The sequence below is a fragment of the Bacillus sp. CDB3 genome, from assembly GCF_002081505.1.
Taxonomy (GTDB): Bacteria; Bacillota; Bacilli; order Bacillales; family Bacillaceae_G; genus Bacillus_A; species Bacillus_A cereus_AT.
In genome coordinates, this window is the sequence record NZ_ALBR01000058.1 from 1 (window position 1) to 26691 (window position 26691).

Below are 26691 nucleotides of genomic sequence, written 5' to 3' on the forward strand. Positions count from 1 at the left end.
ATCTGTAATTCGACTATTTCTCTTCTCTTCTAATTTTCTCAAATGATCTACAACAAACATACTTTTTTCTATAGCACTTACTCCTTCATAACGTGTACCACCGTGTGCTGCTTTGCCTTTTATATGTAGACGAAACCACATTGACCCTTGTTGTTTCGGAAAAAATTTCATATTCGTCGGCTCAGGAATAATAACGCCATCTGCCTTATACCCTCGTAAAATAGCTGCTAATGTTCCTGCCCCACCGCTCTCTTCTTCTATTACACTTTGAAAATGTATATCACCTTTTAGTTCAATACCACATTCAATAATCGCTTCCATCGCAAGCATAAGTGAGACATTGCCGCCTTTCATATCTGTTGTTCCACGTCCATATATGCGGTTTCCTATTTTCTCTCCACTATACGGATGATGGTCCCACTGATTTACATCCCCTTCTGGCACAACATCAATATGGCCATTTAAAATCATAGATTTCCCTTCGCCACTTCCTTTTAAAGTCGCTACAATGTTCGGGCTATCTGTAAAGCTTGTACGAGGTGATACGAAATAAGGGTGATCTTTTATTTCATTAAAAGCAGGCTCCCAAATGTCGAGGTCTAGACCTAACTCACGCAACTTTTCAATAACAATTGCCTGCGCACCACTTTCATCACCAGATACGCTCTTTTCTTGAATTAATCGTGTTAAAAATTTTACGCTCTCTTCTTCATGACTTTCAATATAATCACAAACTTGTTTTTTAAATTGCTCCATATATTACAGCTCCCCTCATTCAATTACTAGTAAATTTGAGCTTATTTGAAAATCAGCCGTCGTATGTCGTTTTACATCTTCTACAGTGTACGGACTCATTAATTCTTGTAAGACAAGTCCACTTGGAGTCACTTCCATTACAGCCATATCTGTAATAATTAAATCTACACATTTTTTCGAAGTTAATGGCAATGTACATTCCGAAACAATCTTTGCATTTCCGTATTTATCAACATGATTCATCACAACAACGACTCGCTTCGCTTTTTGCGCTAAATCCATCGCTCCTCCAATACCTGGAACGCGTTTTCCTGGTACAATCCAGTTTGCTAAATCACCATTTTCACTTACTTGTAACGAACCAAGTATCGTAACATCAAGTAATCCTTTTCGAATCATGCCAAACGCCATGCAGCTATCGAAATAACTTGCTCCTGTAATGAGCGATGTTGGTAAACCAGCTGCATTACATAAATTCTCATCTTCATTCCCTTTACTTGGCGTTGGTCCCATACCGACAATACCGTTTTCTGCGTGAAACATAACATTCATATCTTCTGGCAAATGATTCGGTACAAGCGATGGAATTCCAATACCTAAATTTACAATCATGCCATTTTGAATTTCTCTCGCTGCACGTCTTGCAATCTTACCTCTCACTTCTACGCCCATACCCATTTCCAATTCACTCCTTCCGATGGCACGATATAATTTACAAATACACCCGGGACGACAATTTCTTCTGGATCTAAACTTCCAAGTGGAACAATTTCTTCTGCTTCTACAATCGTTATGTCCCCAGCCATAGCTACGTGCGGATTCATATTACGAGCGCTTTTATCAAATACCAGATTTCCAAACGGATCCGCTTTTTTCGCATATACAATTGCGACTTCAGCCGTTAAAGCTGTTTCAACTAAATATGTCTTTCCATTCATTTCAACTGTTCGTTTTCCTTCTTCTACAATCGTATCAACACCAACATCAACTAAAATACCACCAAGGCCTACACCACCAGCGCGAATACGCTCTGCTAATGTTCCTTGCGGAGAAAACTCAATTTGCAATCTGCCTTCATTTAATTGTCTTCCCGCATTTGGGTTTGATCCAATATGAGAAGTAACTAAAGATTTAACCCTTTCATTCGTAACAAGACGACCGATTCCTACATCAGGAAATCCAGTATCATTTCCTATTAAATTTAAATTTGTAATGCCTTTATCTAAAACAGCTTGAATTAAAGATGGAGGGGATCCAATCCCTCCAAATCCCCCAAACATTAATGTCATATCATCATGGAACAAAGAAATTACTTCCTCTACCTCTTTTAATTTACCGAATGTATTTGTAATAGTTGTCATGCGATACTATGCCCTCCTTTTTGCATCATCTCTTCCACGCTCTTTACAAAAATTGAAAGTAATTCATCTAACTCGGAATATGTAGTTGTCATTGGTGGTGCAACAAGCAGTGCACTATCCTCTTTTCCTGCTTGCCCTGAAACAGCTTGGTATAAGAGCAATCCATTTTTAGCCGCAACCGAAATAAGTTCCGACGCTTTTGTAAACGGTTGCAATTCTATTCCAATTAGCAATCCTTTTCCACGTACATCGGCAATGATTGTCGATTGCTGCTGAACTTTCTGTAAACCTTTTAATAAATACTCTCCCTTTTCTGCTGTTTTTTCAGGTAGATTATGTTTCTCCATATATTCAATAACAGCTAATGCCGTTGCTGCAGACAATGGATTTGCACTAAGCGTATGCCCGCTCATTACAGAACGTGATCCACGTAAAATCGGCTCCATAACACGATCACTTACAACTGTCGCTGCCATTGGTGTATAACCCGCTCCTAGCCCCTTACCAAGCGTCATAATATCCGGTTCTACACCCCAGTGCTCCATCGCAAACCATGCACCAGTACGACCAAGTCCAGTCATTACTTCATCCGCAATAAATAATATATCGTAATGACTACAAATATCTTTAATTACTTTATAATATTCTTTCGGCGGGACAATCGCGCCTCCAGCAGCCCCAATAATCGGTTCAGCGATAAAAGCTGCAATATGTTCTGCACCAATTCGGTCAATCGCTCTTTCTAGTTCAGTCGCACAAGCAAGCTGACAAGTTGGATATACCTTCTGTACAGGGCATCTGAAACAGTAAGGAGCTGGAATAGTTGGATAATCTTCCAAAATAGATACGAAACGTTGTCTGCGCAGCGGATGCCCAGACATTGATAAGGCTCCCATAGTAATACCATGATAGCTCATCCATCGTGACAAAATTTTATGTTTCCCTTGAATACCGCGCTCCTGAAAATGCTGAATTGCAATTTTCATAGCTGTTTCATTTGCTTCCGTACCGCTATTTACAAAAAAGCTCCAGTTCAAATCTCCTACACTTAAATCACTTAACTTCTTCGCTAATTTTTCAGCTGGTTCACTCGTAAACTGTGACCTATATACGAAAGCAATCTCCTCTGCTTGCTTTTTAATAACGTCTGCAATCTCCTTTACGCCATGCCCAATACCTGCCGTAATTGCTCCTGACGAACCATCAAAATATTTGTTTCCGTTTTGATCATACAAATAAACACCTTTTCCATGTGAAATCATTGGATACGGCTGACCAACAAGTGGTTTAATTAAGTAATCGCGCATAGCGCTCCCCCATTTCTCCAATTTGTATATATATATGAAGAAAATTGACGTTTCTTTCATAAAAAAGAACCCTCTGCGAAAGCAGTGAATTTATCAAAAAACTATTATAAAATATACAAATGAGTGCAAAATATTAGTTTAAAAACAGAAAATTCAGAACAGAAATTAAAGACCAATCCTTATCTGTACGCTTAAACATCCCTCCTTGATTTAAGATAACAACAAATTAAATGCTTTTTTAACATAATATCAGCTTCCTTCAATTGCCGACATTGTGTAAACTTCGACGGAACTCCCGTTAATCTCCTTCCTATTATCCTACTTTATATTGCATATTTTCAAACAAAATTCGACATTTCACTTCACTATATAGATGACAAACCACAATTATCGTAACTATTACTAAACAAGTAGTACCATCTATTTAAAACAATAAAAAAAGAACCGATTAACCACAGTAATCAGTTCGGCACGACGCTCTTTTATCCGATATTACCTTTTCCAGCCAGTTCACTTATTGGGAATAGAAATACTTCTAGTGCAAATCCAACATTTGTACCACAGCCTAAAGCACGAAATCCTCCATAACTAAATTCACACTACATACCCGGGATATCCACATCCCCATTGTGCTCCTTCCTTCAAAGTAAAACTACCTTTCCTTTATAAATTATGTAGGACAATTACCGATTTGTATGTGTGTTTGCCTATAAATAAAAAAATCCCTATTTTAACTTTTCCTTTTAGAAAAACAGTTTTTTTCGCATATCTTCTTTCCAGCTTCGCATATAGTTGTAATGATGAAGGAGGAATGTTTTATGACTCAATCCGAAATTGAAAAATACGGACAAGAAGCTGCACGTTACGAACAACTTGCTCGTTACTACCAATATAGCAATCCTAAAAAGTATGTGGAACTCTATATGAAATATCATGATGCAATTACAAAACTTGTACAAGCATATGAAAAGAGAGATTCACAAGAAGCGACTTTGCCGTCACATATGAGAATTTTCCACACAGCTCCCCATACACCAGCAGTTGATATTATTGTAAATGGACAAAAAGTGATTAAAAATATTTCCTTTAAACAATTCAGTCCTTACTTATCATTAGTACAAGGTAAATACCGTATTGATATTGTCCCTGTTGGAAACGAAACTCCAATATTCTCAGCATTAGTACCCATAATGGGGAATCACACTTATACCCTTGCAGCAGTCAATAGCGATAATCATCTCCAATTACAACCTATTCTTGATAATACTCATTTACCATCTGGTCAAGCAAAAATACGGTTTGCACATTTTTCACCAGACACTCCGGTTGTAAATGTTAATTTGAAAGATGGGGATCATTTATTTGAAAATGTACTCTTTAAACAAGTAACAGATTTTTTACAAGTTAGCCCTGGTACAGCAGATATTGAAATTTCACTTGCTGATTCAAAAAAAGTACTATTAACCATTCCTAAGTTCAACGTTGAACCAAATTCAATTTACACAATTTCAATAATAGGTTATTCAACTGAGGATCCAAAGTTAGAGGCCGTTATACTTACAAATTAAAACAGTCTACACCATTCCTATGGTGTAGACTGTTTACTTTTGAAACTCAATTTGAAATTCTGTCCAGTCGTTATTCGAACGACATAATATGGATCCTTTATGCTTTTCTACAATTTGTTTACATACAAATAGTCCAATACCAGTTCCTAGCTTTTTAGTAGTTACAAATGGCTCAAAAATGGTTTCTACACTTTCCGCTGGAATCATAGGCCCATTATTTTTTATAACAATGCGAATAGCGGTATCCTCTTCAAATACATCAATGATAATTTTCCGCTCTTCTTTCACCGATTCAAGAGCATCAATTGAATTCATTAAAATATTTAAAAATACTTGTCTCACTTCACTCCGGTAGCCAATGAGTGGAATAGGATACGGCAATTTTTTTTCAATCAAAACATTTGCATTTACTAAACTTGGATACAAGAATTGTATAATATCTTGAAACAAGTCATTTAGCCAAAAACGTTCAGATTCATTCCACATTTCTTTTTTCGACACAAGTAAAAATTGTGAAATCCTAAAATTCAATTGATCTAATTCATGTGAAATAATATCTAAATACGATAGATTAGGATGGTCTGTCTTCAATAACTTTACAAATCCCATAATTGAAGTTAGCGGATTACGAAATTCATGGACAAAACTAGCCGACATTTGCCCTAGAATCGTAAGCCTTTCTTTATGTGTTTCGTTTATATATTGCTGTTTTTCTTCTAAATTTCTCGATATAATTTCCGAGTATTTTAAAACGGTATAATAAATTAATTTGTCAAAACAAGTATGTATTTTGGCCATAATCGGTTTCAGTTCACGAGCGCTTACATCCAATTCGCACATTGCTTCAAAAAGTTCATTTCTTCCCACATTTGCATTGTAGACAAAATCTCCAATATTCGCATCTGCCCCTGCACGCTCAATGGCAATTTTCTCACATAATGGTTGAAGATAATCAATGTCTTTATCTTCCATGATAAGTTCGATAATTAACTCTAATAAATTTTCTCCATTTTGAACTACTTCTTGTTTAAATGGATCTTTTTCGGAAATTATCATTTTGTTTTTCCAGTTCTCTACGAATTGGTGCTTGTTGTTTTTCAAGTGCGAACAAAATACTTCTTTAATATCCTTATCGATTGGAAAAACCTCCATTCCCTCCATTTCCATACGACGAATACCCTTTATATTTTGAATATTAACACAAAAAATACATTTCGTTAATAGATTGTTGTCACATTTTGTTAATTTCTGTTGATAAAATTTATTTTTCCTTTCTTAATTAAATAAGTTTTATTCATATATCTCTTTTTCTTTCTCATTTTTTAATTATTTTTCTGTTCAAAACTACTTTTTTGCATCCTTTTTAATTCTTGCGTACAATAAGAAGGGAAAGGTGTGAAAAATATGGTAAATAAAAATGTGGAAGATTATCTCCAAGAAGGCATATATGGCCAAAAGCAAAACAAACCAGAAGAACGTAATATGTACTTAACTACATTACGTGAGCGTGTAGAAGTCGCTTTAACAATCGGTCAAGTAATGCAAAGTAATGTGTATACAGAAGTAACGGGTAGCATGCGTTCTTCTCAATCATTACAACTATTCCTAAATGGTAGCATTGCTTACCCACATTTATCAAAATACATTAAATTAGCAAATGAAAAAAATGTTCCTTTTACAATTGTTCAAAATAAAGGTACAGAAACACCAATCGGTTTAGTACTATCCCATAGCACTGCTGTAGATAAAGAACAAATTTATGTTGAAGATGATATTTTCAAACAAGAAATGAAATAAATAAAAGGTACACTTGGTTAAACAAGTGTACCTTTTATTTTATTTTTTAATACATATTAATTTCATTTCTGTCATTTCTTCTATTGCATATTTAATTCCTTCACGACCTGTGCCACTCTCTTTCACACCACCATAAGGCATATGATCAACCCTGAACGTTGGAATATCATTAATCATGACACCACCGACTTCTAATTCATCAATTGCACGCATTGCTTTACATAAATTGTTTGTAAATACACCTGCTTGTAATCCATAACGTGAATTATTTACTTGTTCTAAAGCCTCATTAAATTCTATAAATGGATTTACAGTCATAACTGGACCGAAAACTTCTTGGCACTGAACAGATACATACTCTGGAACATTTGTTAATACAGTTGGTTCAAAGATCCTTGCATCACGTTTGTTACCACCGTATACAACATTTGATCCTGCCTTAACTGCCTCTTCTACCCATGAACTTACACGTTCTACATCTTTTTTTGAAATAAGTGCTGATACATCTGTTTCTTCATGAAGCGGGTCTCCTACTACAACGTTTTCCATTGCTTTTGTTAATTTTGTAATAAACTCATCTATTTTGCATTCATGTACAAAAACACGTTGTACAGAAATACAAACTTGTCCATTATTCACAAACGCGCCCCATTTTACACGTTCAATTATTTCATCTGTCAATTCAACGTCTTCATCAATGATAACAGCAGCATTTGATCCTAATTCTAACGTCACTCGTTTCAATCCAGCTTTTTGCTTAATTCCAATACCTACTTTTGGACTTCCTGTAAAAGTAATACAAGCAACGTTCTCATCTTTTACTAATGCCTCACCTACAACAGGTCCAGGTCCAGAAATTATATTGAAAGCTCCCTTTGGTAAACCAGCTTCTTCAAATAATTCCACCAATGCATATGACGAAAGTGGCGTTTGGTCGGCTGGCTTTAGCACTATAGTATTTCCAGCCGCAATTGCCGGACCTACTTTATGTGCTACTAAATTAAGTGGAAAATTAAACGGTGTAATAGCACCAATAACTCCGATTGGTTGTCGAATTGTATACGCTATACGGCCCTCTGCTCCTGGTGCCGCATCTAATGGTAACGTCTCACCATATATTCGCTTCGCTTCTTCAGCTGCAAACTTATATGTTTGAACAGTGCGATCTACTTCTCCCCGTGCAGCACGAATTGGTTTTGCAGCTTCTTTTGCGATAATCACTGCAAACTCTTCTCTTCTCTCATCCATTTTTTGTGCAACCTTTTCTAAAATAGTTGCGCGATCGTATGCAGATAATTTTTTCATTTCTTTCATTGCATTTTTAGCCGAAGCTATTGCTTCCTTTACGTCACCCTCTGTACCTTGCGCAATCTCCGCTAATTTTTCTTCAGAGTATGGTGCATACAATGGTTTATACGTCCCTACTGATTTCCATACCCCATTTATATATAAATGCTTTTTCATAGTGTTCTCCTTCCGAATATACGCATACAATAATACGTTTCATTTATTTCACCTAGTGAAAGGTCTGACTTATGTAATTGTATCATAGCCCTAACACCCCAAAAAACATTTTGCTCAAAAAAAACTCTGCTACAAAGCAGAGTTTACGAACTAATTTGTTCTTGGAGCGAAATTTTTTTTTCATCCCCCACAATAACAATCGATTCTGAAGGTTTCGTTACTTCCAACCTCTTAATATAGTGCCCATCTAATTCCTTCACACAAAACTTATAGTTTTCAATTTCAACGGTATCTCCTTCGGCGATCTCAATATTTTTCGTTAGTATCCAGCCGCCAATCGTATCGACATCATCGTCATCAATAGTCAAACCTAATAATGCATTCACTTCACTAACAAGTACTTTTCCTTCTAAAATTGTTTTCGTCTCACTAACTTGTTGGATTTCCGGTTGTTCATCAGTATCGAACTCATCTTGAATATCCCCTACAATTTCTTCTAAAATATCTTCAACGGTTACAAGACCTGATGTACCACCATATTCATCAATTAATATAGCAATATGCGTCCTTTCCCTTTGCATTTTTAAAAATAGATCATGAATTGGGATAGATTCAATTACTAGAATAATTGGCCTAATATATTGCTCCACTGTCTTTTCACTAACAACTCGATGCTTCACAAAATCTGTAAATATATCCTTAAAATTCACAAAGCCTATTACATGGTCCTTATCACCATCAACCACCGGATACCTCGTATATTTTTCATGAGACATTTTTTGTAAAGCCGCTTCGGCAGGCATTTCTTTATTTAATATATTCATTTCTGTTCGTGGTACCATTATTTCTTTCGCGATACGATCGTCAAATTCAAATATTTTATTTACATACTTATATTCAGATTGATTAATCTCACCGTTTTTATAACTTTCTGAAACCAACAACCGCAATTCTTCTTCTGAATGCACTTCGTCATGCTTTTTTGGTGGTTTCAACCCAAAAAATTTCGTAATTAGCCGAGCTGATCCATTTAAAAGCCAAATGAATGGGAATGCAATACGATAAAACAAAATGAGTGGCTTAGCAACAAAGAAACTCACTTGTTCTGCTTTTTGAATCGCGAATGTTTTTGGAGCTAACTCTCCTACTACCACATGAAAAAATGTGATAAACAAAAACACTAAAATTATAGCCAAAATATCTGCGAGTTGAGTGGGGACATTCCAATTTGCAAACAACACATCAAACATGTGCTTTAGCGCAGGTTTACCAGACCACCCAATCCCAAGAGCTGTAACAGTTATTCCTAACTGACAAGCTGATAAATATTCGTCTAAGTTTGTAATGATTGTTTTGACAGATATTGCACGATTATTTCCTTCTGCAATTAAATAGTCAATTCGTGAACTCCTCACTTTAACAATTGCAAATTCTGCTGCAACGAAAAATGCCGTTAAGGCAATTAAAACAATCACTATACTTATACTATTTATGTCCAAATACTTTTCCTTACTTACAGTGTAAGCAAGGAAGCCACCTCCTACTTAAATTTATTCAAGTGAAGTAAGCATTCTTATACTCTAATAAAATTCTACATTAGCAACCACCTTTTTATATATTATATGCATACATAAAAAAGATATTTATAATTATGATAATCTAATTAGATTATTATCGTCAAACTATAATATTCCCAATTTTTAGATAAATAAAAAATATTTTATATAAATCGTATATGCTAAACAGCTCAATTTCGTGAAAAAACACTTTCTTTGCCGATTCCACACTTCTTTTGTCACACCTGAAGGGAACTTACTACATAACTAGAAATCATTCAACAGGATATATATAGGAGGGATTATTTTGGAATATAAAACACCATTTATCGCGAAGAAATTAGGTGTTAGCCCAAAGGCTGTTGTCCGGATTGCACAACAATTAAATCTTACGATAGAAAAAAATAAATATGGTCATTTTATTTTCACACAAGGTGATTTAGATCAAATGTTAGACTACCATCGTTCTCAAGCAGACCAACCTCACAACGTTCAACCTACTCAAACAACATCATCAAATGATTTTGAGCAATTAGCAGCTCAATTAAATTCAATTACGAGAAGACTAGATCGAATGGAAGAACAAATGCTAGATAAAGCAAATGATGTCGTTACATACCAACTTTTACAACATCGCCGTGAAATGGAGGAAATGTTAGAGCGAATTCAAAAACTAGAAGCTGCCTTAAAAAAAGAAGAACCAATATATATTACTCCTGATTCAAAACCAACATATGAAAGAGAAAAGAAACCTAAGCGCCGCAAAATGATTTTTAGTATATTTGGACTATAACCTTGTAGACCCTTATTACAAGAATAAGGGTCTACTTTTTGTATGAAGAAAGAAGGCTGTAACATGACACCCTTCTTCATATTATACATATTCATATATTTTTATTTTGTTAACATAATATTTTTACTGTATTCTGCAATAAGTGCCTGCGCATGAGCATTCCCTTGAATAATATCACGGAATTCTTTCAAAGAATACAAATGTGCAGCCCCTTTTCGAGCATGAATCCGTACTGGTACACCTTGTAAAGTATCATGAAACTGGAATGGACTATCTATCGGCTCAATTGGAAAACCGAGTGTAAGTAAATACATATACATTCTTTTTGTAACTGCTGCAATATACCATTCAGCTTTCGTCTCTAGCGCATGCATAAATAAAATAGCTGCCAACCTTTTGAAATGTCCTCTCCCCCGAGACGTTTTCGCAATGCTTAACTTTCCTATTTCATATACATTCTTCAAATCTTTCACTAAATCATTTTTAGAAAACGGATAGAAAAACTCCGAATTTGATTGTTCAGGTACTGTATACTTAATACATTCTACTGTACCGATATGATGTTCATCTTCTATTAATAAAAATCGTGATGGATTTAAATTACGTTCTACAAACATTAAGTTTCTTTCTTCACAAAAATCTCCCCACAGTTGCTCGAACCAAAAATGTTCTTCCTTTGTTTGAACACGCTGGAACATATTTACCCGCCTTTCCCATCGCCGCTCTGTTTTTGATAACGCTTTCACCTACTATCATATAAGAACAAACCTTCGTATGCAACTAAAAATATTTACGTCTTATTATATTCTGCAAATTGAATTAAATTCCTATTTCACACTCTGTTCCCCCGCATGTACCATTTCTTACTTTCTTATACAATCGTACATACAAAGAAAGTTAATTTCTCTAATGAAAGATGATTATCATTTCAAATTCGACCCATGTTATGCTTCTTTCCTTATGGCATATAATTCTTCTTAACCTAAAGAAATCCTTTATAAAAAAAGGATTTCTTTTACATTTTATTGCTTTTTAACCATTTTTCAAAAATTTGAATCATCCCGTGCTTTCCCGCCAACTTCTCTTCTCCTTGTTTCGTCTTATACGGATATAATTGCAAAAACACACCACAACCAGATTCTATTTTTTTACTATGCATATGACTCCCTGGATATACACAAATCACTTCATAAATTGCCCTACGATGAAAAACTCGTTTTCCACTTTGTTCTTCTACATACTTAATAGACCAGTATTTATACATTTGCTCCGTCGCTTTCGTATTACCAATAGGTTGAAAAATATTATACATAGGGCTATATTTCACTTCAATAATTATAGATGATTTATATACGTACTTCTCTTCTTCCTTTACATAACAATCTAGACGTATATCTGGCTTCTTTGTGTCCTCTCCATTATAAAAATTACTTCCTTTGCTAAGTGCAATAAGGGGGTGTGTTTCAATTAGATCATTAAATGCGACGTGCACTTTTATATTATCTCTATGCAAGATAACTGTCGTTCCATCTTGTAATCCGTCTAAATAAAAATGTTCTTGTATTTGTTCACGGATAGGATTCTTATCTTCAAATCCGATTTGTTCTAATATAGAAATAACGATAAAAAAAGCGTAATACTCATACACTAAAAACGTTGGTTTATATACGAATAATAAAGATGGGGATTGCTCCGTTTGTTGCGGTAACAATTCTAAATGATGGAGTAATTGTTGGTGTGGTATAGATAAAGTGTGCGAATTAATGTTAGCTGTTTCAGAAACTTCCCTCCAAAATGGAGAATACAATAAATTTCGAAAGTATTGCACGCTTTCATGTACGATATGGGCTAATATTTTATATTCTTGTATTTTCACAGAACTTTTACGTAAATCTGCTTCTTTTAGTAAATGTATATTTCTATATTTTTGTTTTTCTCTGTCCGTCACTGATCCATTTCGTTCAATCGTTTTCATAATTGTTTTAACAGCTTGGAATTCATCTGATTTTTTCTTCTTTTCTCCGTCTAGTATTTCAATCGTTTTACGTACAAAACTTTCTGCTTCAAGTAAATAATAATAGAATTGCATTGTTTTAAATTTAAGGAATGCATTTTCAATACTATTTTTTTGCTCCTTAAATTTACGGTTGTAATATTTCGCATAAAGCTTTCTTTCTGTCATAATGGCAGTTTTTCTCGTTGTCTTCCGCTCTTTCGTTTCCCAATTAAATTCGTGTACAAATTCCGCATTCGATTCTACTTTCTTAAAGATTTGTTTTATTCTTTTCATTTTTTGTGGCAATTTTCTTAACAATACCAAATAAGAAGAATCTTCAATATCGCTCAGTGCTGAGAAAGTTTTCTTGTAATAACCTCTATCTAAAATTAACTCGTTTAAAATTGACTTCACATAATCTTGAATCATTTCAAATTGATCATCAAAAAAGTTTTTAGGAACAACTTGAAACGCCCCATAATAAGTTTTATCTTCTATACGCACTTCAAAATGATATAAGCCACAGCGCCACGGATAAAAAAATTCAGTTTTTCCATGTTCATACACTAATACTCTTTGTTTTTTTTCATTTAATTCATATTGTGACTCTTTTATATTCTTTTGTCCCTCATATACTTTATTCCATATGAATGTAATATCCATTGGATTTTGATAATGGAAATGCAATTTCAGTGGTTTTAATTCCTGTACCTTATAAATACATTGAACTAATGCTGTAGTAGACGTACAGAGCCTATTTAAAAGGATAAAATCGCCTTTCCCCTCAGTACCAATGATTAGCTTCAATACAAACGGGAGCGTTTCTTTCGTATCGACGATTGCTGTTTCATAACGCTCCTCATTTTGCATATCCATACAACTCCAGTTCTCTACGCTTTTGTCTTATATAAGCTAAAGAATGTTCAAATGTAGATACACGATTTGCAAGCGGAGACTGTAAAAGTGGTATCAATATCGCTCCCCTTTTTGCTTCTTCAGAAAGTAGAGAGCCCACTGTCATTTCTGTCCCCCTTAATTTCGTTAATACGCGTTGCTTTATTTGCAAGTCAAAGCCTTCTTCCCTGCTAATCATATAGGACTGATTATTTTGGAACGGTATATTCTGCAAATACGTAGCGATTGCGTTTGCACATCGGAAAGAAATTCCTTTTGATATATCGTGTGATGATAATACATCATGTAACTTATCCAATAACTCTAATTCCTCTTCAGTAAACACTTCAATCATCTCTTTATTCCTAAACCAATTAATTCGAAATTCTCCCGTTGTTACTTTCAGTGGGGGTTGCTGAACTACTTTCTCTTGTTCTATACTCATCTCGCAAAACGGAATTTTTTGTAACGTAATCAAATTTGTTCGATCTAATAATCGATCGGAAAGCTCTTTCGTCGTTTCATCAAAATTTACAGTACCTACGAAAATAACATTCTCACCAATTTCCACTGAAGGCGGAATTTGATTTTCTATTTCTTGTACTTTCTCATACAAATTCAAAATACGATTTTGCTTTTCAAGTTGAAGAACGGATAGAAATGGAGTAAACCAATGCTCAATATGTGACATGTTCATTTCATCAAACACAATTATATACAATTGATTTGGGTTTTCTTTAGCCTTCAATAATGTCCGAACTAACTTCGTTTCACTTTCAATAAAATTACCATTCGGATGAAGGTAGCCGAGAATATCATGTGGTTCTTGATACGATGGTGAAATTGGAATCCAAATTAATTCTTCACCATAACGTAAGCCAAGTGCTTCTGCATATGCTTGCACAAAGCGTGATTTCCCAACACCTGGTATACCACCAACAATCGTTAACATATTGGTTTTAACACTAATGTGAAAATTATATATATCTGTATCATCCAAATATAGACCTTTTTTACGAACCATACTTTGTACATACTGCAAAAAAGAGGATTCACGCTCATCCCATTCCCAGTCCTCCTTTTGCATTTTAATATCCTCTGCTTCAACTAACTTACCTTCTTCAACAATTCGTTTATTTAATTGCTCATACACATTCTCACTTACAAAATATAAATGTTCATCTACTGCTATTTCTACATGTTTCATCCAATCGTTTATTTCAATATATTTGCATTCTTTTCTTTGCTCAAAATATGAAATTGAACTTATTGATGATTTTAACGATAAATTCCCATATAGTCTTCCTTCATACCATAATAATTCTGGAGGCTCAAAGTCTTTTGGTAATTTAGGCATAAGAAATGATAAATAACCGTTGCTTAACTTCCGTTCCAAAGACGCTCTCTTTTTATAATTCGAGACCTTTGGTGAAGGAATCAATTTATATGAAGATGCTATTTCTCTAGGCTCTTCTGTACATATTAATTCCAAAAATAAATTTCCTCGATCATAATAAAGACGAAACATAACCAATTGCTTTTCTAATTTACGCTTCTTTAAATCAGTAAAGATTTTTTCATTTTTTTTATTACTGCATAATCCTTCAAATAAATATTTTCCATCCGGAAATAACTCTTGTAAAGTTAAGGGTAATGGAGAAAGGCATTGTACAAAGAAATTTTCTCCATTCTTTTCTCCCTCCGCTTTTGCAAACGTTCCAATAAATCTCATATAATACATTCGTTTTATAAAACTTGGATGAAGAGCTTTATGTAATTTCAACGTAGTCACCTTCTTTTTTCATACTATTCTTAGTGTATGAACTACAATCTAAAACTAGAAATAAAAAACCTGACGTCATCCTTCAGGTTCAAAATTAAAACGTATATTAAAGAGAAGGAAATGCTTTTTTTTCTTGTAAAATAGCATTATGAGCAATTTTCATTTTAGCAAGTACGTACCGTAATCGATCTTCGGCATTTTCATCTTTATTTTGTTGCAAACTCGCCAAATTCTCTACAGAACTCGCTAAATTTTCAATCACACCTCGAAGTTCAGGATGATGATTAAAAAAAGATTCTTGTACTAATACTTTCCTCAAATCACTAGCTAAATCCATAATTCTAGACAACTGTTCTTTTTCTTCCATTTTCATCCCTCCTGAATATCTTATGTATTAAATATTCTCTAAACTAAGAAAAAAGCCCTTTAAATTTAAAGGACTTTTACAATTTTATATTTCCTGACATTAACATATAAATTGAAGTGATAGCCGCAATAACAATTGCCCACATCACATATCTCTCAATACCTGCAAAACAACGATTCCCTTTTTCTTTTCTTGCAAACATATACACGAGAATCCCAATACCATATACAATTGAAACAAGCAGTAAATTCTTTAAACCAGCTGCGTAAATGAGCCATACAGAATATACAGAAGCAATTAAAGCTAACAAGCCATTTTTCACTCTCGCAACTTCAAGCTCTTTCGTAATGACTAATTTCAATTGATATAAAGCTGATAATAAGTACGGCAGTAATATAGATGTTGACGCAATAAAATACATAATTTGGTATGTCGATTCTGAAAACAGAACGATTATAAAAATAACTTGGGCAACAGCATTTGAAATCCATAATGCCATATGCGGTGTTTGCTTTTTATTTGTTTTCGTAAAGACTTTCGGAAACACTCCATCTTTTCCAGCTACGTGAGAAATTTCAGAAACAAGTAAAAACCAGCCAATTAATGTACCTACAAGTGATGCAACTAACCCGATGTTTATCGCAACTGCCCCCCATGGACCAACAACATGTTCTAATACATGTCCCATTGACGGAGTTTCTAAAACGGAAAGTTCTCCTCGTGTCATTGCTCCCATTGACAGAACAGAAATTAAAATATAAATAGACATTACTAAAATTAATCCAAGTACTGTCGCTTTTCCAACGTCTCTGCTATTTTTAGCTCTCCCTGATAATACAACTGCTCCTTCAACCCCAATGAACACCCATAGCGTTACAAGCATTGTATTTTTCACTTGACCAAGGATAGCGGAAAGTGAGATTGTTCCTTCGCCCCAAAAATCATGTGTAAATGTATCCCAGCGAAAGGCTGTTACCATTACGACAATAAATAATACGATTGGAACTAATTTCCCTACTGTTGCGATAACATTCATAATGGAAGCTTCACGAATTCCAAATAAAATTAGAAAATGCAATGTCCATAATAAAAGAGATGCACCAATGATAGACGCAACATTATTTCCTCCTTTAAAAATTGGGAAGAAATAACCTAATGTGCTAAACAGCAACATAATTGTTGCGACATTTCCTAAAATTCCTGCCAGCCAGTACCCCCAAGCACTGTTAAAACCAATATATTCACCGAAACCAGCTCGTGCATAACTATAAATTCCGCCCTCAAGCTCCGGTTTTTGTCTTGCTAACGTTTGATATACGAGCGCAAGTGGAATCATTCCCATTGCTGTAATACACCAACCAATTATCGTTGCACCACTATTTGCTCCTACTGCTAAATCATGCGGTAAACTAAAAACACCGCCTCCAACCATCGTTCCAACTACTAATGCGATTAACGGAAAAAATCCTAACTTCTTTTCTATTTGTACCACCCCATCTGTCATTCTAGGTGTTATGTTCGTTCAACTATTAAAGTCACCTTTTTCTCTAATAGACGTTTCTCTTATATTTTTTCAGGAAAACATTACTTATTCTAAAAGAAAATGAAGAAAAATGGAATACTTTTTTGAAAAAATGTATAAGTATGCACAAAAAAACCGTCCATTTTGTAATGAACGGTCATTTCAAACATATAAAATTGTATATTTCTTGTAAAATTAACGAAGTAAATTCTCTTTTTGTAAAAATTGTTTTGCTACTTCTTCACTACTTTTCCCATTCACATTTACTTCGTAATTCATTTTTCGCATTTCTTCATCTGTAATCTTTCCAGATAATTTATTTAATACTTTTTCGAGTTCAGGATATTTCTGTAACGTCTCTTTTTTTAATAATGGTGCTCCTTGATAAGGCGGGAATAATCCTTTATCATCTTTTAGCACTTTAAGTCCATATTGCTCCAATTCACTATCAGTTGAATATGCATCAATTACGTTCACATCACCCGATTGTATTGCACTATAGCGTAGTTTCGGTTCCATCGTTTTAACATTTGAAAACTTATAGTTATATAATTTTTGCATTCCTTTATAACCATCTTCACGATCAGCAAATTCTAATGTAAATCCTACTTTAGCTTCCTGTGCAATTTTTCCTAAATCAGAAATTGTATTTATGTTATTTTGATCTGCTATTTTTTTCGGCATGGCTAGTGCGTATGTATTGTTATACTCCATTGGTTTTAACATAACCATATTATATTTCTTTTCCATTCCCGTGCGAGCTTGTTCATATACTTCATCACGATTTGTACTTTTCGGTTCTTCTTTCACGAAAGTAGATAAAGCTGTACCTGAAAATTCTGGGTATATATCTACTTCACCTGATTTTAACGCTTCAAATACAAATGCTGTTTTCCCAAGACCTGGTTTTAATTCTACGTGTAAATCTGTATCCTGTTCAATTAGCTGCTTGTACATTTGAATTAAAATTTCTGGTTCAGATCCAAGTTTGCCAGCAATAACTATATCGTTCTTTTGTGTATTCCAAAGAAATGGCGAAGCAATCATTACGACAACAATACATATTGTCAATATAACGCGCTTAGAAGAGCGTCTTGGGCTCTCGAGTGTGCGAAGTACTATATCAAAGAATAAAGCGAGTAACGCGGCTGGTACGGCCCCTAAAATGATAAGCGCATGGTCATTTCGATCGATACCTAGTAATATAAGTTTACCAAGCCCACCTGCACCTATTAAAGCAGCTAATGTAGCCGTTCCAACAATTAATACCATTGCTGTACGAATACCCGCCATAATAATTGGCAACGCGAGAGGAAGCTCCACCTTCCATAACCTTCTCCAGCTATTCATTCCCATAGCTCTCGCCGCTTCTATAAGTGATTCATCTAATTCCCGTATTCCTGTATATGTATTTCGTAAAATAGGTAATAGTGCATACACAACTAATGCGATAATGGCTGGAAGTTTACCGATTCCTACTAATGGAATTAAAAGTCCAAGTAATGCAAGTGATGGCACAGTCTGCATAACAGCAGAAGTCCCTATTATAAATTCAGCAATCCGTTCTTTTCTTGTTAATAAAATGCCAAGAGGCACCGCAATAATTACTGCAAAAAATAGTGAAATAAGCGATATTTGTAAATGCTCACTTAATGCACTTAGCAATTCTACTTTTCGTTCTTGGAACGTTTGAATAAAATCAGTCACTGTTTAGCCTCTTTCCTTCATTTGTTCAACAATGTAATTGACAATATGACGACTTGTTAACGCTCCAACATATTGACCATGCTCTTCAACCGGCACTGACTCTTCAGTTTGCAAGCGGACTAGTGCTTCTTGTAATGACGAATGTAAAGATAAAGCATTCCCTTCAACTCGTATACCATCGTCTAGCGGCAATACCTCTTCTATACTCTTCCCCTCATACCAAGGTCGTCCACGATTTCCAATGAACTCCTCTACAAACTCATTTTTCGGGTTATGTATAATTCCTTCTGGTGTATCTAATTGAACAACTTTTCCTTCTTTCATTACACAAATACGATCACCAAGTGATAAAGCCTCTTGCATATCGTGCGTTACGAACACGATTGTTTTTTGAATCTTTTTTTGCAGTTGTACGATATCCTTCTGGAGCTGCTCCCTACTTAACGGATCTAACGCACTAAATGGTTCGTCCATAAGTACAATTTTCGGGTTTGCGGCTAATGCCCGTACGACACCAACACGTTGTTTCTGTCCTCCCGACAATTCATCTGGCATACGATCACGATATACATCTGGATCGAGCCCAACCATCTGTAGCAAGTCATCGACACGTGCTTTTATTTCCTTTTTGGTCCATTTTCTCATTTCAGGGACAACTGCAATATTTTCAGCAATTGTCATATGTGGAAACAGCGCAATCTGCTGCAACACGTACCCTATATTCCAACGTAGTTCGTTTATGTTATATTGTTGAATATCTTTTCCATCGATTAAAATTGATCCTTCCGTCGTTTCAATTAGACGGTTAATCATCTTCATTGTCGTTGTTTTCCCGCAACCACTCGGACCAATGAGAACAAAAAATTCTCCTTTTTTAATTTCTAAATGCAATGAATCCACTGCTTTTGTGCCATCTTCATAAGCTTTTGACACATGATTAAATTGAATCACAGACACAACTCCTTTCATGTTGTTTCCTTTATTTTGATGGAATATAGCATTCATTTCAAATGATACGCTTTATTATACAAAAAAAGAGCTCTCATTTGAGCTCTAACGGTCGAACAATATTGTTTTCATAATTGCAGCATATTCACGCACATACGCTTTTTTCTTAGAGCGCCTCGGTGTTTCAGCAGCCAAAGCTTCCATCTTTATCCCTAAACGCTTTGCAATTATTTTCGTTCGATATAAATGATACGTATTACTTACAACTACCGCATGCTTTACATCATATAAATCCATACTAAACTTTAAATTTTCATACGTATTTGTAGAGCGGTCTTCCATTAAAATACGATTCTCATCTATACCATGTACCATTAAATAGTTTCTCATACTGTGAGCTTCCGGTATATCTTCATCTTCCCCTTGACCACCTGAAACAATTACTTTCACCTCAGGGTGAGCATATAAATATTCCAACGCTACATCCAAACGATTTTGAAGAGATAAAGACGGTCTATCTCCAAATAACTTTGCACCTAATATAAGAACGTATGGAGAGTGATTACTCAATGTTTCACGAGCAACTTTATTCATTCGAAATGTCATATAAATGATGTATAGCGGAGGTAGTAATAAGATTATAAGTAATATCCATTTGTTCATAAATAAGTTAGCACTCCCTTTCTTTTTATTATATAGAAAAAGAAAGGGAGTAAGAAGTGTTTTTTAAACGATGGATTTATTAGACACATTCGCTTTCATTTTACGTTTTGAAATTACATAATAAAAAGCAATCCCTAATGATAGGATCAATATAAAGCTTAGTACGTAAAACGGGATCATTACCCCTGCTTTAGATACCCCTGCCGTAAACAACATTAATAATACAATTCGAATTCCTGTACCAATTAATCGAAATAAGCTGTCCACACGTCCCATTACTTCATTTGGGATTTCTTCCATCATCAATACATTTCTCGCCACTCTCGTTCCAGCATTTCCAATTGCATGAAAAATTGCAAGTCCATATAATAGTATAATGGAAGGCTCAATAATCATTACGGTAATTGAAATTACATAAATGAACATCGTCATAACGATTGAAACTTCTGTTTTGACATATTTCATCATGATTGGAATACTTATTCCTGCAAGAACCGCTCCGACACCGTACATCATACCTTCAATTGCGTATACAGAGGCACTAGCTTTGAGCATATCTGAAATATATACTGGGATTAAATAATTTGCCATCATGACACCGATAAACGGCATATAAGTCGCTAGTAAAAACCAAAATAACTTAGGGCGCTTTTTCATAAAGTGAATTCCTTCGAACAATTGCTTCTTAAATGTTACTTTCCCTTTTACCTCTTTTTTCTTTACATATGGTATACATAAGAACAGGAAAAATGCTCCTGCAAAAGTTAACATATCCACTAACAAGATCCATTTCAAAGAAATAATCTCAATTAAAAAGCTAGCAGCTGCACCTGAAATAACTTGCGTTAATTGTCCTTGTATTTCCATTGTGCCACTTAAACTTTTATAATGCTCTGATTGAAATATTTCTTGGTTAAATGCAAATATTGTGGGATAGAATAATAGATAATAGAAAGAACCTGCTATATAAATAATAATGTAATGAATAGAATTGTATGATTGCCCAGCAAATCCCCAAATAGCCATCATTCCTATAATGGCTATCCCGATACCTTCGTTACATAACAATAAAGATTTTCTTGAAAAACGATCTATGCTTTGCCCAATGAATGGTGTTAGTAAAAACATGATGAGAGTTGCAACGATAGAAATATACCCAAACGTTGTCTCTCCCCCACTTTCCTTAATCAATAGCCACGGAATCGTTATCATAACAATTCCAGAGCCAATAGCAGATAAACTATTGGCTCCTAGAATGTAATACAAGCGAGAATCATGATAAAGAGAGGACATATCACTCAACTCCTAATTGTTTTTTCACCTCTTTATATACGCTCATATATGCTTTTAATTCTTTAACTAAATCATGAATTAATGGTTTTGCATCTTCTCCAAGTTCACCATCTTGCACATGTAATCCATCAAGTACTACTTGTTTTGGGATTGCATTTGCGTAAACGCCTCTAGCGACAGTCCGCATACTATTTAATGCGTTTATTCCCCCTTTACCTCCTCCAGCAACTGCTAACAATGCGACAGGTTTATGGATGAATTCACTGCTACTTAAGTAGTCTAATGAATTTTTCAATGCTCCACTCATCGCATTATGATATTCTGGTGTACATAGTACTACTCCATCCGCAGCTTTCACTAAAGCTTTTAATTTTTTTACTGCCTCCAATTCACGTTGTGATTCTTCTCCATTATATAAAGGTAATTCCGCTACTGCTAAATCGTATAACTCCCCTTCAAATTGCTCTGCAATATATTTTGCCACAACGCGAGTTCTACCGAATTTTCTTGGTGTACCGTTAATAACGACTAGTTTCATAATTATTTCTCTCCTTTGTTTTCAAGTTATATTTATATATTATCAGAAATTTCTATACAAAACACAGTAAAAAGAGGGAAAAACTTTCATTAAATAGTATGAGAAATAAAAAAGAACTCATACTTTCGTATGAGTTTCACAAAACTAATATTTCCTATTTTTTCACAACCTCATGTCCACCGAATTGATTACGAAGTGCAGAAACCACTTTTCCGTGGAATGTATCATCTTCTTGTGAACGGTAGCGCATAAATAATGACATTGCGATAACTGGTGCCGCTGCTTGTAATTCAAGCGCAGTTTCAACAGTCCATTTCCCTTCTCCTGAAGAGTTCATTACACCTTTAATGCCATCAAGTTTCGGATCATCTGCAAATGCTTTTTCAGTTAAGTCCATTAACCAACCACGGATAACCGATCCGTTCGCCCATACTTTTGCAACATCTTCATAATTGAAATCAAAATCACTTTTATCTAGTACTTCAAATCCTTCAGCAATTGCTTGCATCATTCCGTATTCAATACCGTTATGAACCATTTTTAAGAAATGCCCACTACCAACGCGGCCCGCATATGAATAACCATTTTCTACTGCTAAGTCTTTAAATAAAGGTTCTAGTTGATCATAAATTTCTTTTTCTCCACCAACCATTAAGCAAGCGCCGTATCTAGCTCCTTCTACACCGCCTGATGTACCGATATCTACATAATGTAACCCAAAGCTTTTCGCTTCTTCAGCACGGCGTAACGTATCTTTATAGAATGAATTTCCACCTTCAATAACGATATCGCCTTCCTCTAATAATAGATATACATCTTTTAGTACTGACTCAACAACTTCTCCAGCAGGTACCATTACCCAAATTGTACGAGGTGCTTCTAATTCAGAGATCATTTCTTTTAATGTATGACGAGCAGTAATCCCTAATTTTCCTGCCTTTTCAACAAGCTCTTTATTTACATCGTATACAACTACTTCATGCTTATCTTCATGTAAGTGTTCCGCTAATGGGAATCCCATTTTTCCTAATCCAATTAAACCTAGTTTCATATTAATCAATCTCCCATTCTATACAAATATATTTAATAACGAAATTAATCCAAGTGCTACAACTGATAGTATCGTCTCCATTGCAGTCCATGTTAATAATGTTTCTTTCACAGTCATTCCGAAATATTCTTTAATCATCCAAAATCCAGAATCGTTCACATGTGATAATATTAATGACCCTGCTCCTGTTGCAAGTGCTAGTAGTTCAACATTTACACCCGGTGTACTTGCTGCAATCGGTGCTACAATTCCAGCTGCTGTCATCATAGAAACTGTAGCAGATCCAGTCGCGATTCGGATAAGTGCTGCAATTCCCCAACCTAATAATATCGGTGAAATATGAGATTCTTTCGCCATTTCTGCGATTGTCGTTCCTATTCCAGAATCTAATAATACTTTATTAAAGGCGCCACCTGCACCAATAACTAACAGGATGTTCGCAATAGGTCCTAAGCAATCATTTGTAAATTGTAATACTTTATCTTTTGAGAAACCTTTTGCATAACCAAGACTAAAGAAAGAATATATCGTTGCAATTAATAATGCGACTATTGGATCTCCAATAAAGTGCAATATTTGTGCAAATTGACTTGTTTTGCTTAACGCTACTTCCGCAATGGATGCACCTAGCATAAGAAATACTGGAAGTAAAATAGTAAACAATGTATTTCCGAAACTAGGAAGTTCCTTCTTCTTATCTCTTTCAATAAATTGCTCCGCTATATCTAATGGTACTTCTTTATGTATACGAGCACCAATCCATTTCCCATAAAGCGGACCTGAAATTATTGCAGTTGGAAGTCCGACAATTAATGCATATAAAATTGTCTTCCCTACATCTGCTTTAAATATACCTACCGCTGCCATTGCTGCTGGATGCGGTGGAACAAGTCCGTGTACAACCGAAAGACCTGCTACTAGCGGAATACCGATTGTAATAAGTGATACCCCTGTTTCTAACGCAATTGTAAATACTAACGGAATTAATAGTACAAATCCAACTTGAAAAAACACCGGAATCCCTACTAAAAATGCAACGAACATCATTGCCCAGTGAACACGCTTTTTCCCAAAACGTCCAATTAATGTGTTTGCAATTCGTTCAGCACCGCCAGACTCAGCCATCATTTTTCCAAGCATTGTTCCTAAAGCTAAAACAATCGCCAAAAACCCTAACGTATTACCAAGACCTAATTTAATAGAATCGATAATCCCCGGATGTTGTGGTGAAGTTCCAATTAAGGGCATCCCCATCGCTAGCCCAACTCCGATTGCTGTTAAAATTAACGCGACAAATGGATGCCATTTCACTACCGTAATTAGTAAAAGTAATATGACAACAGCCGCTAGTACAATCCCAACTACCATTTCTCCCAATCCCCCTATTGTTTACGTTGGAAAGCAGCTATACAATCAAATTCTTCTTTCAAACGATTGTAAAGTCGTTCATACATATAAAACATCTCTAAATATAAAGCCGTATTTTCTTTATTCGGTACATGGTGATGGACAATATCAATCCAATCCTTCACCTCTTCAAGAGAATCAATTTTCCCAATTGCATACAAAGCAAGTGCCGCTGCCCCAAGCGCAGATGCTTCATGACTTTCTGGAACAAGCAATTCTTTCCCCATCATGTCAGATAACATTTGTCTCCAAAATGCAGACTTTGCAAAGCCTCCTGAAACACGTATTTCAGTAAGTGGCCCCGTACAATCACGAATGGCAAGTGCAACTGAATACACACTCATACAAACTCCTTCCATGACAGCACGTATGAAATGTTCACGTTTATGCTGAAGGTTAATTCCGAAGAATGTACCACGAGCATTTGCATTCCAGTAGGGTGCACGTTCTCCAGATAGAAACGGTAAAAATAGCAATCCATCTGCTCCAGCTGGTACACTTTCTGCATACTTAATTAATAAATCATAAGGATCAATCCCAAGCTTCTTTGCAACTTCTTGCTCTGGGCTACCAAATTCATCACGTAACCATCTCAGTAATATTCCGCCGTTATTCGTTGGCCCACCGATAACCCAGTGCTCATCTGTTAATGCGTAACAAAACGTTCTTCCCTTTTCATCTGTATTGACATTTGATGAAATTGTTCGAACTGCACCACTTGTTCCAATCGTAATTGCAGCTGAACCAGGCGATATTGCACCAACACCTACATTTGCAAGAACACCATCACTCGCACCAATAACAACTGGAGTATCTTCATGAATGCCCATCTTTTGTGCTAATTCCGGTTTCATTCCCGATAAAATATATGTAGTTGGTACAGGTGTTGATAATTGTTCTGGTGACATATTTAACATAGTTAAAACATCTTTATCCCAGTTTAATGTTTCTAAATTAAATAACCCAGTAGCTGATGCAATTGAATGATCAACTACATAGCGTGAGAATAATTGATAAATGACATACTCTTTAATGGAAATAAATTTATAAGCAGTTCTGAATAACTCCGTTTCTTCTTCTTTCATCCACAGTAATTTAGAAAGTGGTGACATCGGATGAATCGGTGTACCAGTTCTTCTATAAATGTCATGACCATTCATTTGTTGTAATAGTTTTTCTGATTGCTTTGTGCTTCTATTATCTGCCCAAATAATAGAGCGCGTTAACGGCGCACCGTTTTCATCTACAGCAATTAAGGCATGCATTGCTGTACTAATACCGATTGAAGAAATATTCTCTGGTGATACATTACTCTTTTCGATGGCAACGCTTACAGTTTTATATACAGCAGCACATATTACATCAGGATCTTGCTCAGCCCATCCGACGTTCGGTTGAATAATTGGATAATCAACTGCATGTGAAGCAACGACTTTTCCTTTTTCAGTGAATACAACCGTTTTCGTACTTGTGGTACCGATGTCAATCCCGATTACTCTCCCCCTTGTTTCCATGCGAATCTTCCCTTCGTTTCTAGCAAAATACGATCTAGTAAACCGTTTACATGAATTAGTATATAAAATATTTTTTCATAAATCAAGTTATGAAAAGAAAATTTTTTTCATAACAAAATGTACCCCCATTTTATTTCACTTATCCATACACATAGAGCGACTAAATCTTTTGTTTAGTATTTGCTGGTTCGTTGCACGAAACCAACATCTCTCGTAAGATATTTGGAAATAAAAAGCTTTGAATTTCTCAAGCAAATAATTGTAATTCATTGGATACAGAAATAGACATACAAAAACGCCATCCTTTCCAGTGATTTTACAGAAAGAATAGCGTATTTTGTAACAGGAACATAAAGTTTGATAAATTAATATAGATAAACTTAATAAATGAACAAAAAGAAAGAGC

Annotated in this window: 23 protein-coding genes; 3 read left to right on the plus strand and 20 right to left on the minus strand. The window is 35.1% G+C overall.

All coding sequences use genetic code 11. The features are described 5' to 3' along the window. From CDB3_RS12995 to CDB3_RS13010, 4 genes are all read right to left on the minus strand, one after another. The coding region (locus tag CDB3_RS12995; protein WP_128854781.1) for a peptidase at positions 1-756 on the minus strand (756 nt) is incomplete at its 3' end. A gap of 15 nt (positions 757-771) precedes the next feature. Beyond that, positions 772-1434: a CoA transferase subunit B gene (locus CDB3_RS13000; RefSeq protein ID WP_128854782.1), complete on the minus strand. Its 663-nt coding sequence runs from the start codon at positions 1432-1434 to the stop codon at positions 772-774. Continuing rightward, positions 1419-2117, minus strand: a complete 699-nt coding sequence (gene atoD, locus CDB3_RS13005; RefSeq protein ID WP_000208113.1) for an acetate CoA-transferase subunit alpha — start codon at positions 2115-2117, stop codon at positions 1419-1421. The genes CDB3_RS13000 and atoD overlap by 16 nt, the downstream gene beginning before the upstream one ends. Beyond that, the gene (locus CDB3_RS13010) at positions 2114-3424 is read right to left on the minus strand and encodes an aspartate aminotransferase family protein (RefSeq protein ID WP_001205875.1); all 1311 of its coding nucleotides are present in this window, start codon (positions 3422-3424) and stop codon (positions 2114-2116) included. The genes atoD and CDB3_RS13010 overlap by 4 nt, the downstream gene beginning before the upstream one ends. 818 nt (positions 3425-4242) lie before the next feature. Here CDB3_RS13010 and CDB3_RS13015 point away from each other — a divergent pair. Further along, positions 4243-4992: a DUF4397 domain-containing protein gene (locus CDB3_RS13015; RefSeq protein ID WP_128854783.1), complete on the plus strand. Its 750-nt coding sequence runs from the start codon at positions 4243-4245 to the stop codon at positions 4990-4992. A 33-nt stretch (positions 4993-5025) separates the two neighbouring features. Here the strand turns inward: CDB3_RS13015 and CDB3_RS13020 are convergent, their stop codons facing one another. Continuing rightward, entirely contained in the window at positions 5026-6159 is a 1134-nt protein-coding gene (locus CDB3_RS13020; protein ID WP_372708540.1) for a BA2291 family sporulation histidine kinase, read from the minus strand. Between the two features lie 237 nt (positions 6160-6396). On the opposite strand from CDB3_RS13020, the gene CDB3_RS13025 reads away from it, so the two are divergent. After that, positions 6397-6789, plus strand: a complete 393-nt coding sequence (locus CDB3_RS13025) for a YueI family protein (protein ID WP_128854795.1) — start codon at positions 6397-6399, stop codon at positions 6787-6789. A 39-nt stretch (positions 6790-6828) separates the two neighbouring features. Here CDB3_RS13025 and CDB3_RS13030 read toward each other — a convergent pair whose 3' ends face one another. Together CDB3_RS13030 and CDB3_RS13035 are read right to left on the minus strand one after the other, a co-directional pair. Continuing rightward, complete coding sequence (locus CDB3_RS13030) at positions 6829-8253, minus strand: aldehyde dehydrogenase family protein (RefSeq protein WP_128854784.1); 1425 nt, start codon at positions 8251-8253, stop codon at positions 6829-6831. A gap of 143 nt (positions 8254-8396) precedes the next feature. Beyond that, positions 8397-9752, minus strand: coding sequence for a hemolysin family protein (locus CDB3_RS13035; RefSeq protein WP_128854785.1), 1356 nt, complete (start codon positions 9750-9752; stop codon positions 8397-8399). A gap of 364 nt (positions 9753-10116) precedes the next feature. Here CDB3_RS13035 and CDB3_RS13040 point away from each other — a divergent pair, with 364 nt between their 5' ends. Beyond that, on the plus strand, positions 10117-10602 hold the full coding sequence (locus CDB3_RS13040) for a chromosome segregation protein (protein ID WP_097831976.1): 486 nt from the start codon (positions 10117-10119) through the stop codon (positions 10600-10602). A 101-nt stretch (positions 10603-10703) separates the two neighbouring features. Here the strand turns inward: CDB3_RS13040 and CDB3_RS13045 are convergent, their stop codons facing one another. The 13 genes from CDB3_RS13045 to gntK form a co-directional block, all read right to left on the minus strand. Continuing rightward, the gene (locus CDB3_RS13045; RefSeq protein ID WP_097831975.1) at positions 10704-11300 is read right to left on the minus strand and encodes a hypothetical protein; all 597 of its coding nucleotides are present in this window, start codon (positions 11298-11300) and stop codon (positions 10704-10706) included. 317 nt (positions 11301-11617) lie between these two features. Next, entirely contained in the window at positions 11618-13468 is a 1851-nt protein-coding gene (locus tag CDB3_RS13050) for a hypothetical protein (protein WP_128854786.1), read from the minus strand. Beyond that, positions 13458-15275 carry a DUF8727 domain-containing protein gene (locus CDB3_RS13055; RefSeq protein ID WP_128854787.1) on the minus strand — a complete coding sequence of 606 codons (1818 nt, stop codon included), beginning with the start codon at positions 15273-15275 and terminating at the stop codon, positions 13458-13460. The genes CDB3_RS13050 and CDB3_RS13055 overlap by 11 nt, the downstream gene beginning before the upstream one ends. Positions 15276-15381: 106 nt before the next feature. Then, positions 15382-15642 carry a LemA domain protein gene (locus tag CDB3_RS13060; protein ID WP_097831972.1) on the minus strand — a complete coding sequence of 87 codons (261 nt, stop codon included), beginning with the start codon at positions 15640-15642 and terminating at the stop codon, positions 15382-15384. Positions 15643-15718: 76 nt separating this feature from the next. Further along, positions 15719-17146 carry an arginine-ornithine antiporter gene (arcD, locus tag CDB3_RS13065; RefSeq protein WP_097831971.1) on the minus strand — a complete coding sequence of 476 codons (1428 nt, stop codon included), beginning with the start codon at positions 17144-17146 and terminating at the stop codon, positions 15719-15721. Positions 17147-17359: 213 nt separating this feature from the next. After that, a complete protein-coding gene (locus CDB3_RS13070; RefSeq protein WP_128854788.1) occupies positions 17360-18871 on the minus strand; it encodes an ABC transporter permease/substrate-binding protein in 1512 nt (503 codons plus the stop codon). A 3-nt stretch (positions 18872-18874) separates the two neighbouring features. Continuing rightward, positions 18875-19822 (minus strand): ABC transporter ATP-binding protein, encoded by a 948-nt coding sequence (locus tag CDB3_RS13075; RefSeq protein ID WP_097831969.1) that lies wholly within the window; start codon positions 19820-19822, stop codon positions 18875-18877. Positions 19823-19924: 102 nt separating this feature from the next. Continuing rightward, positions 19925-20482 (minus strand): YdcF family protein, encoded by a 558-nt coding sequence (locus tag CDB3_RS13080; protein WP_128854789.1) that lies wholly within the window; start codon positions 20480-20482, stop codon positions 19925-19927. A 63-nt stretch (positions 20483-20545) separates the two neighbouring features. Next, positions 20546-21775, minus strand: coding sequence for an MFS transporter (locus CDB3_RS13085; protein WP_128854790.1), 1230 nt, complete (start codon positions 21773-21775; stop codon positions 20546-20548). Position 21776: 1 nt separating this feature from the next. Then, complete coding sequence (locus CDB3_RS13090; protein WP_071745885.1) at positions 21777-22313, minus strand: NADPH-dependent FMN reductase; 537 nt, start codon at positions 22311-22313, stop codon at positions 21777-21779. Positions 22314-22467: 154 nt separating this feature from the next. Beyond that, entirely contained in the window at positions 22468-23364 is an 897-nt protein-coding gene (gene gnd / locus CDB3_RS13095; RefSeq protein WP_128854791.1) for a phosphogluconate dehydrogenase (NAD(+)-dependent, decarboxylating), read from the minus strand. Positions 23365-23382: 18 nt separating this feature from the next. Then, complete coding sequence (locus CDB3_RS13100; RefSeq protein WP_128854792.1) at positions 23383-24732, minus strand: GntP family permease; 1350 nt, start codon at positions 24730-24732, stop codon at positions 23383-23385. A 14-nt stretch (positions 24733-24746) separates the two neighbouring features. Continuing rightward, positions 24747-26285 carry a gluconokinase gene (gntK, locus tag CDB3_RS13105; protein WP_128854793.1) on the minus strand — a complete coding sequence of 513 codons (1539 nt, stop codon included), beginning with the start codon at positions 26283-26285 and terminating at the stop codon, positions 24747-24749. Positions 26286-26691: the final 406 nt, after the last annotated feature.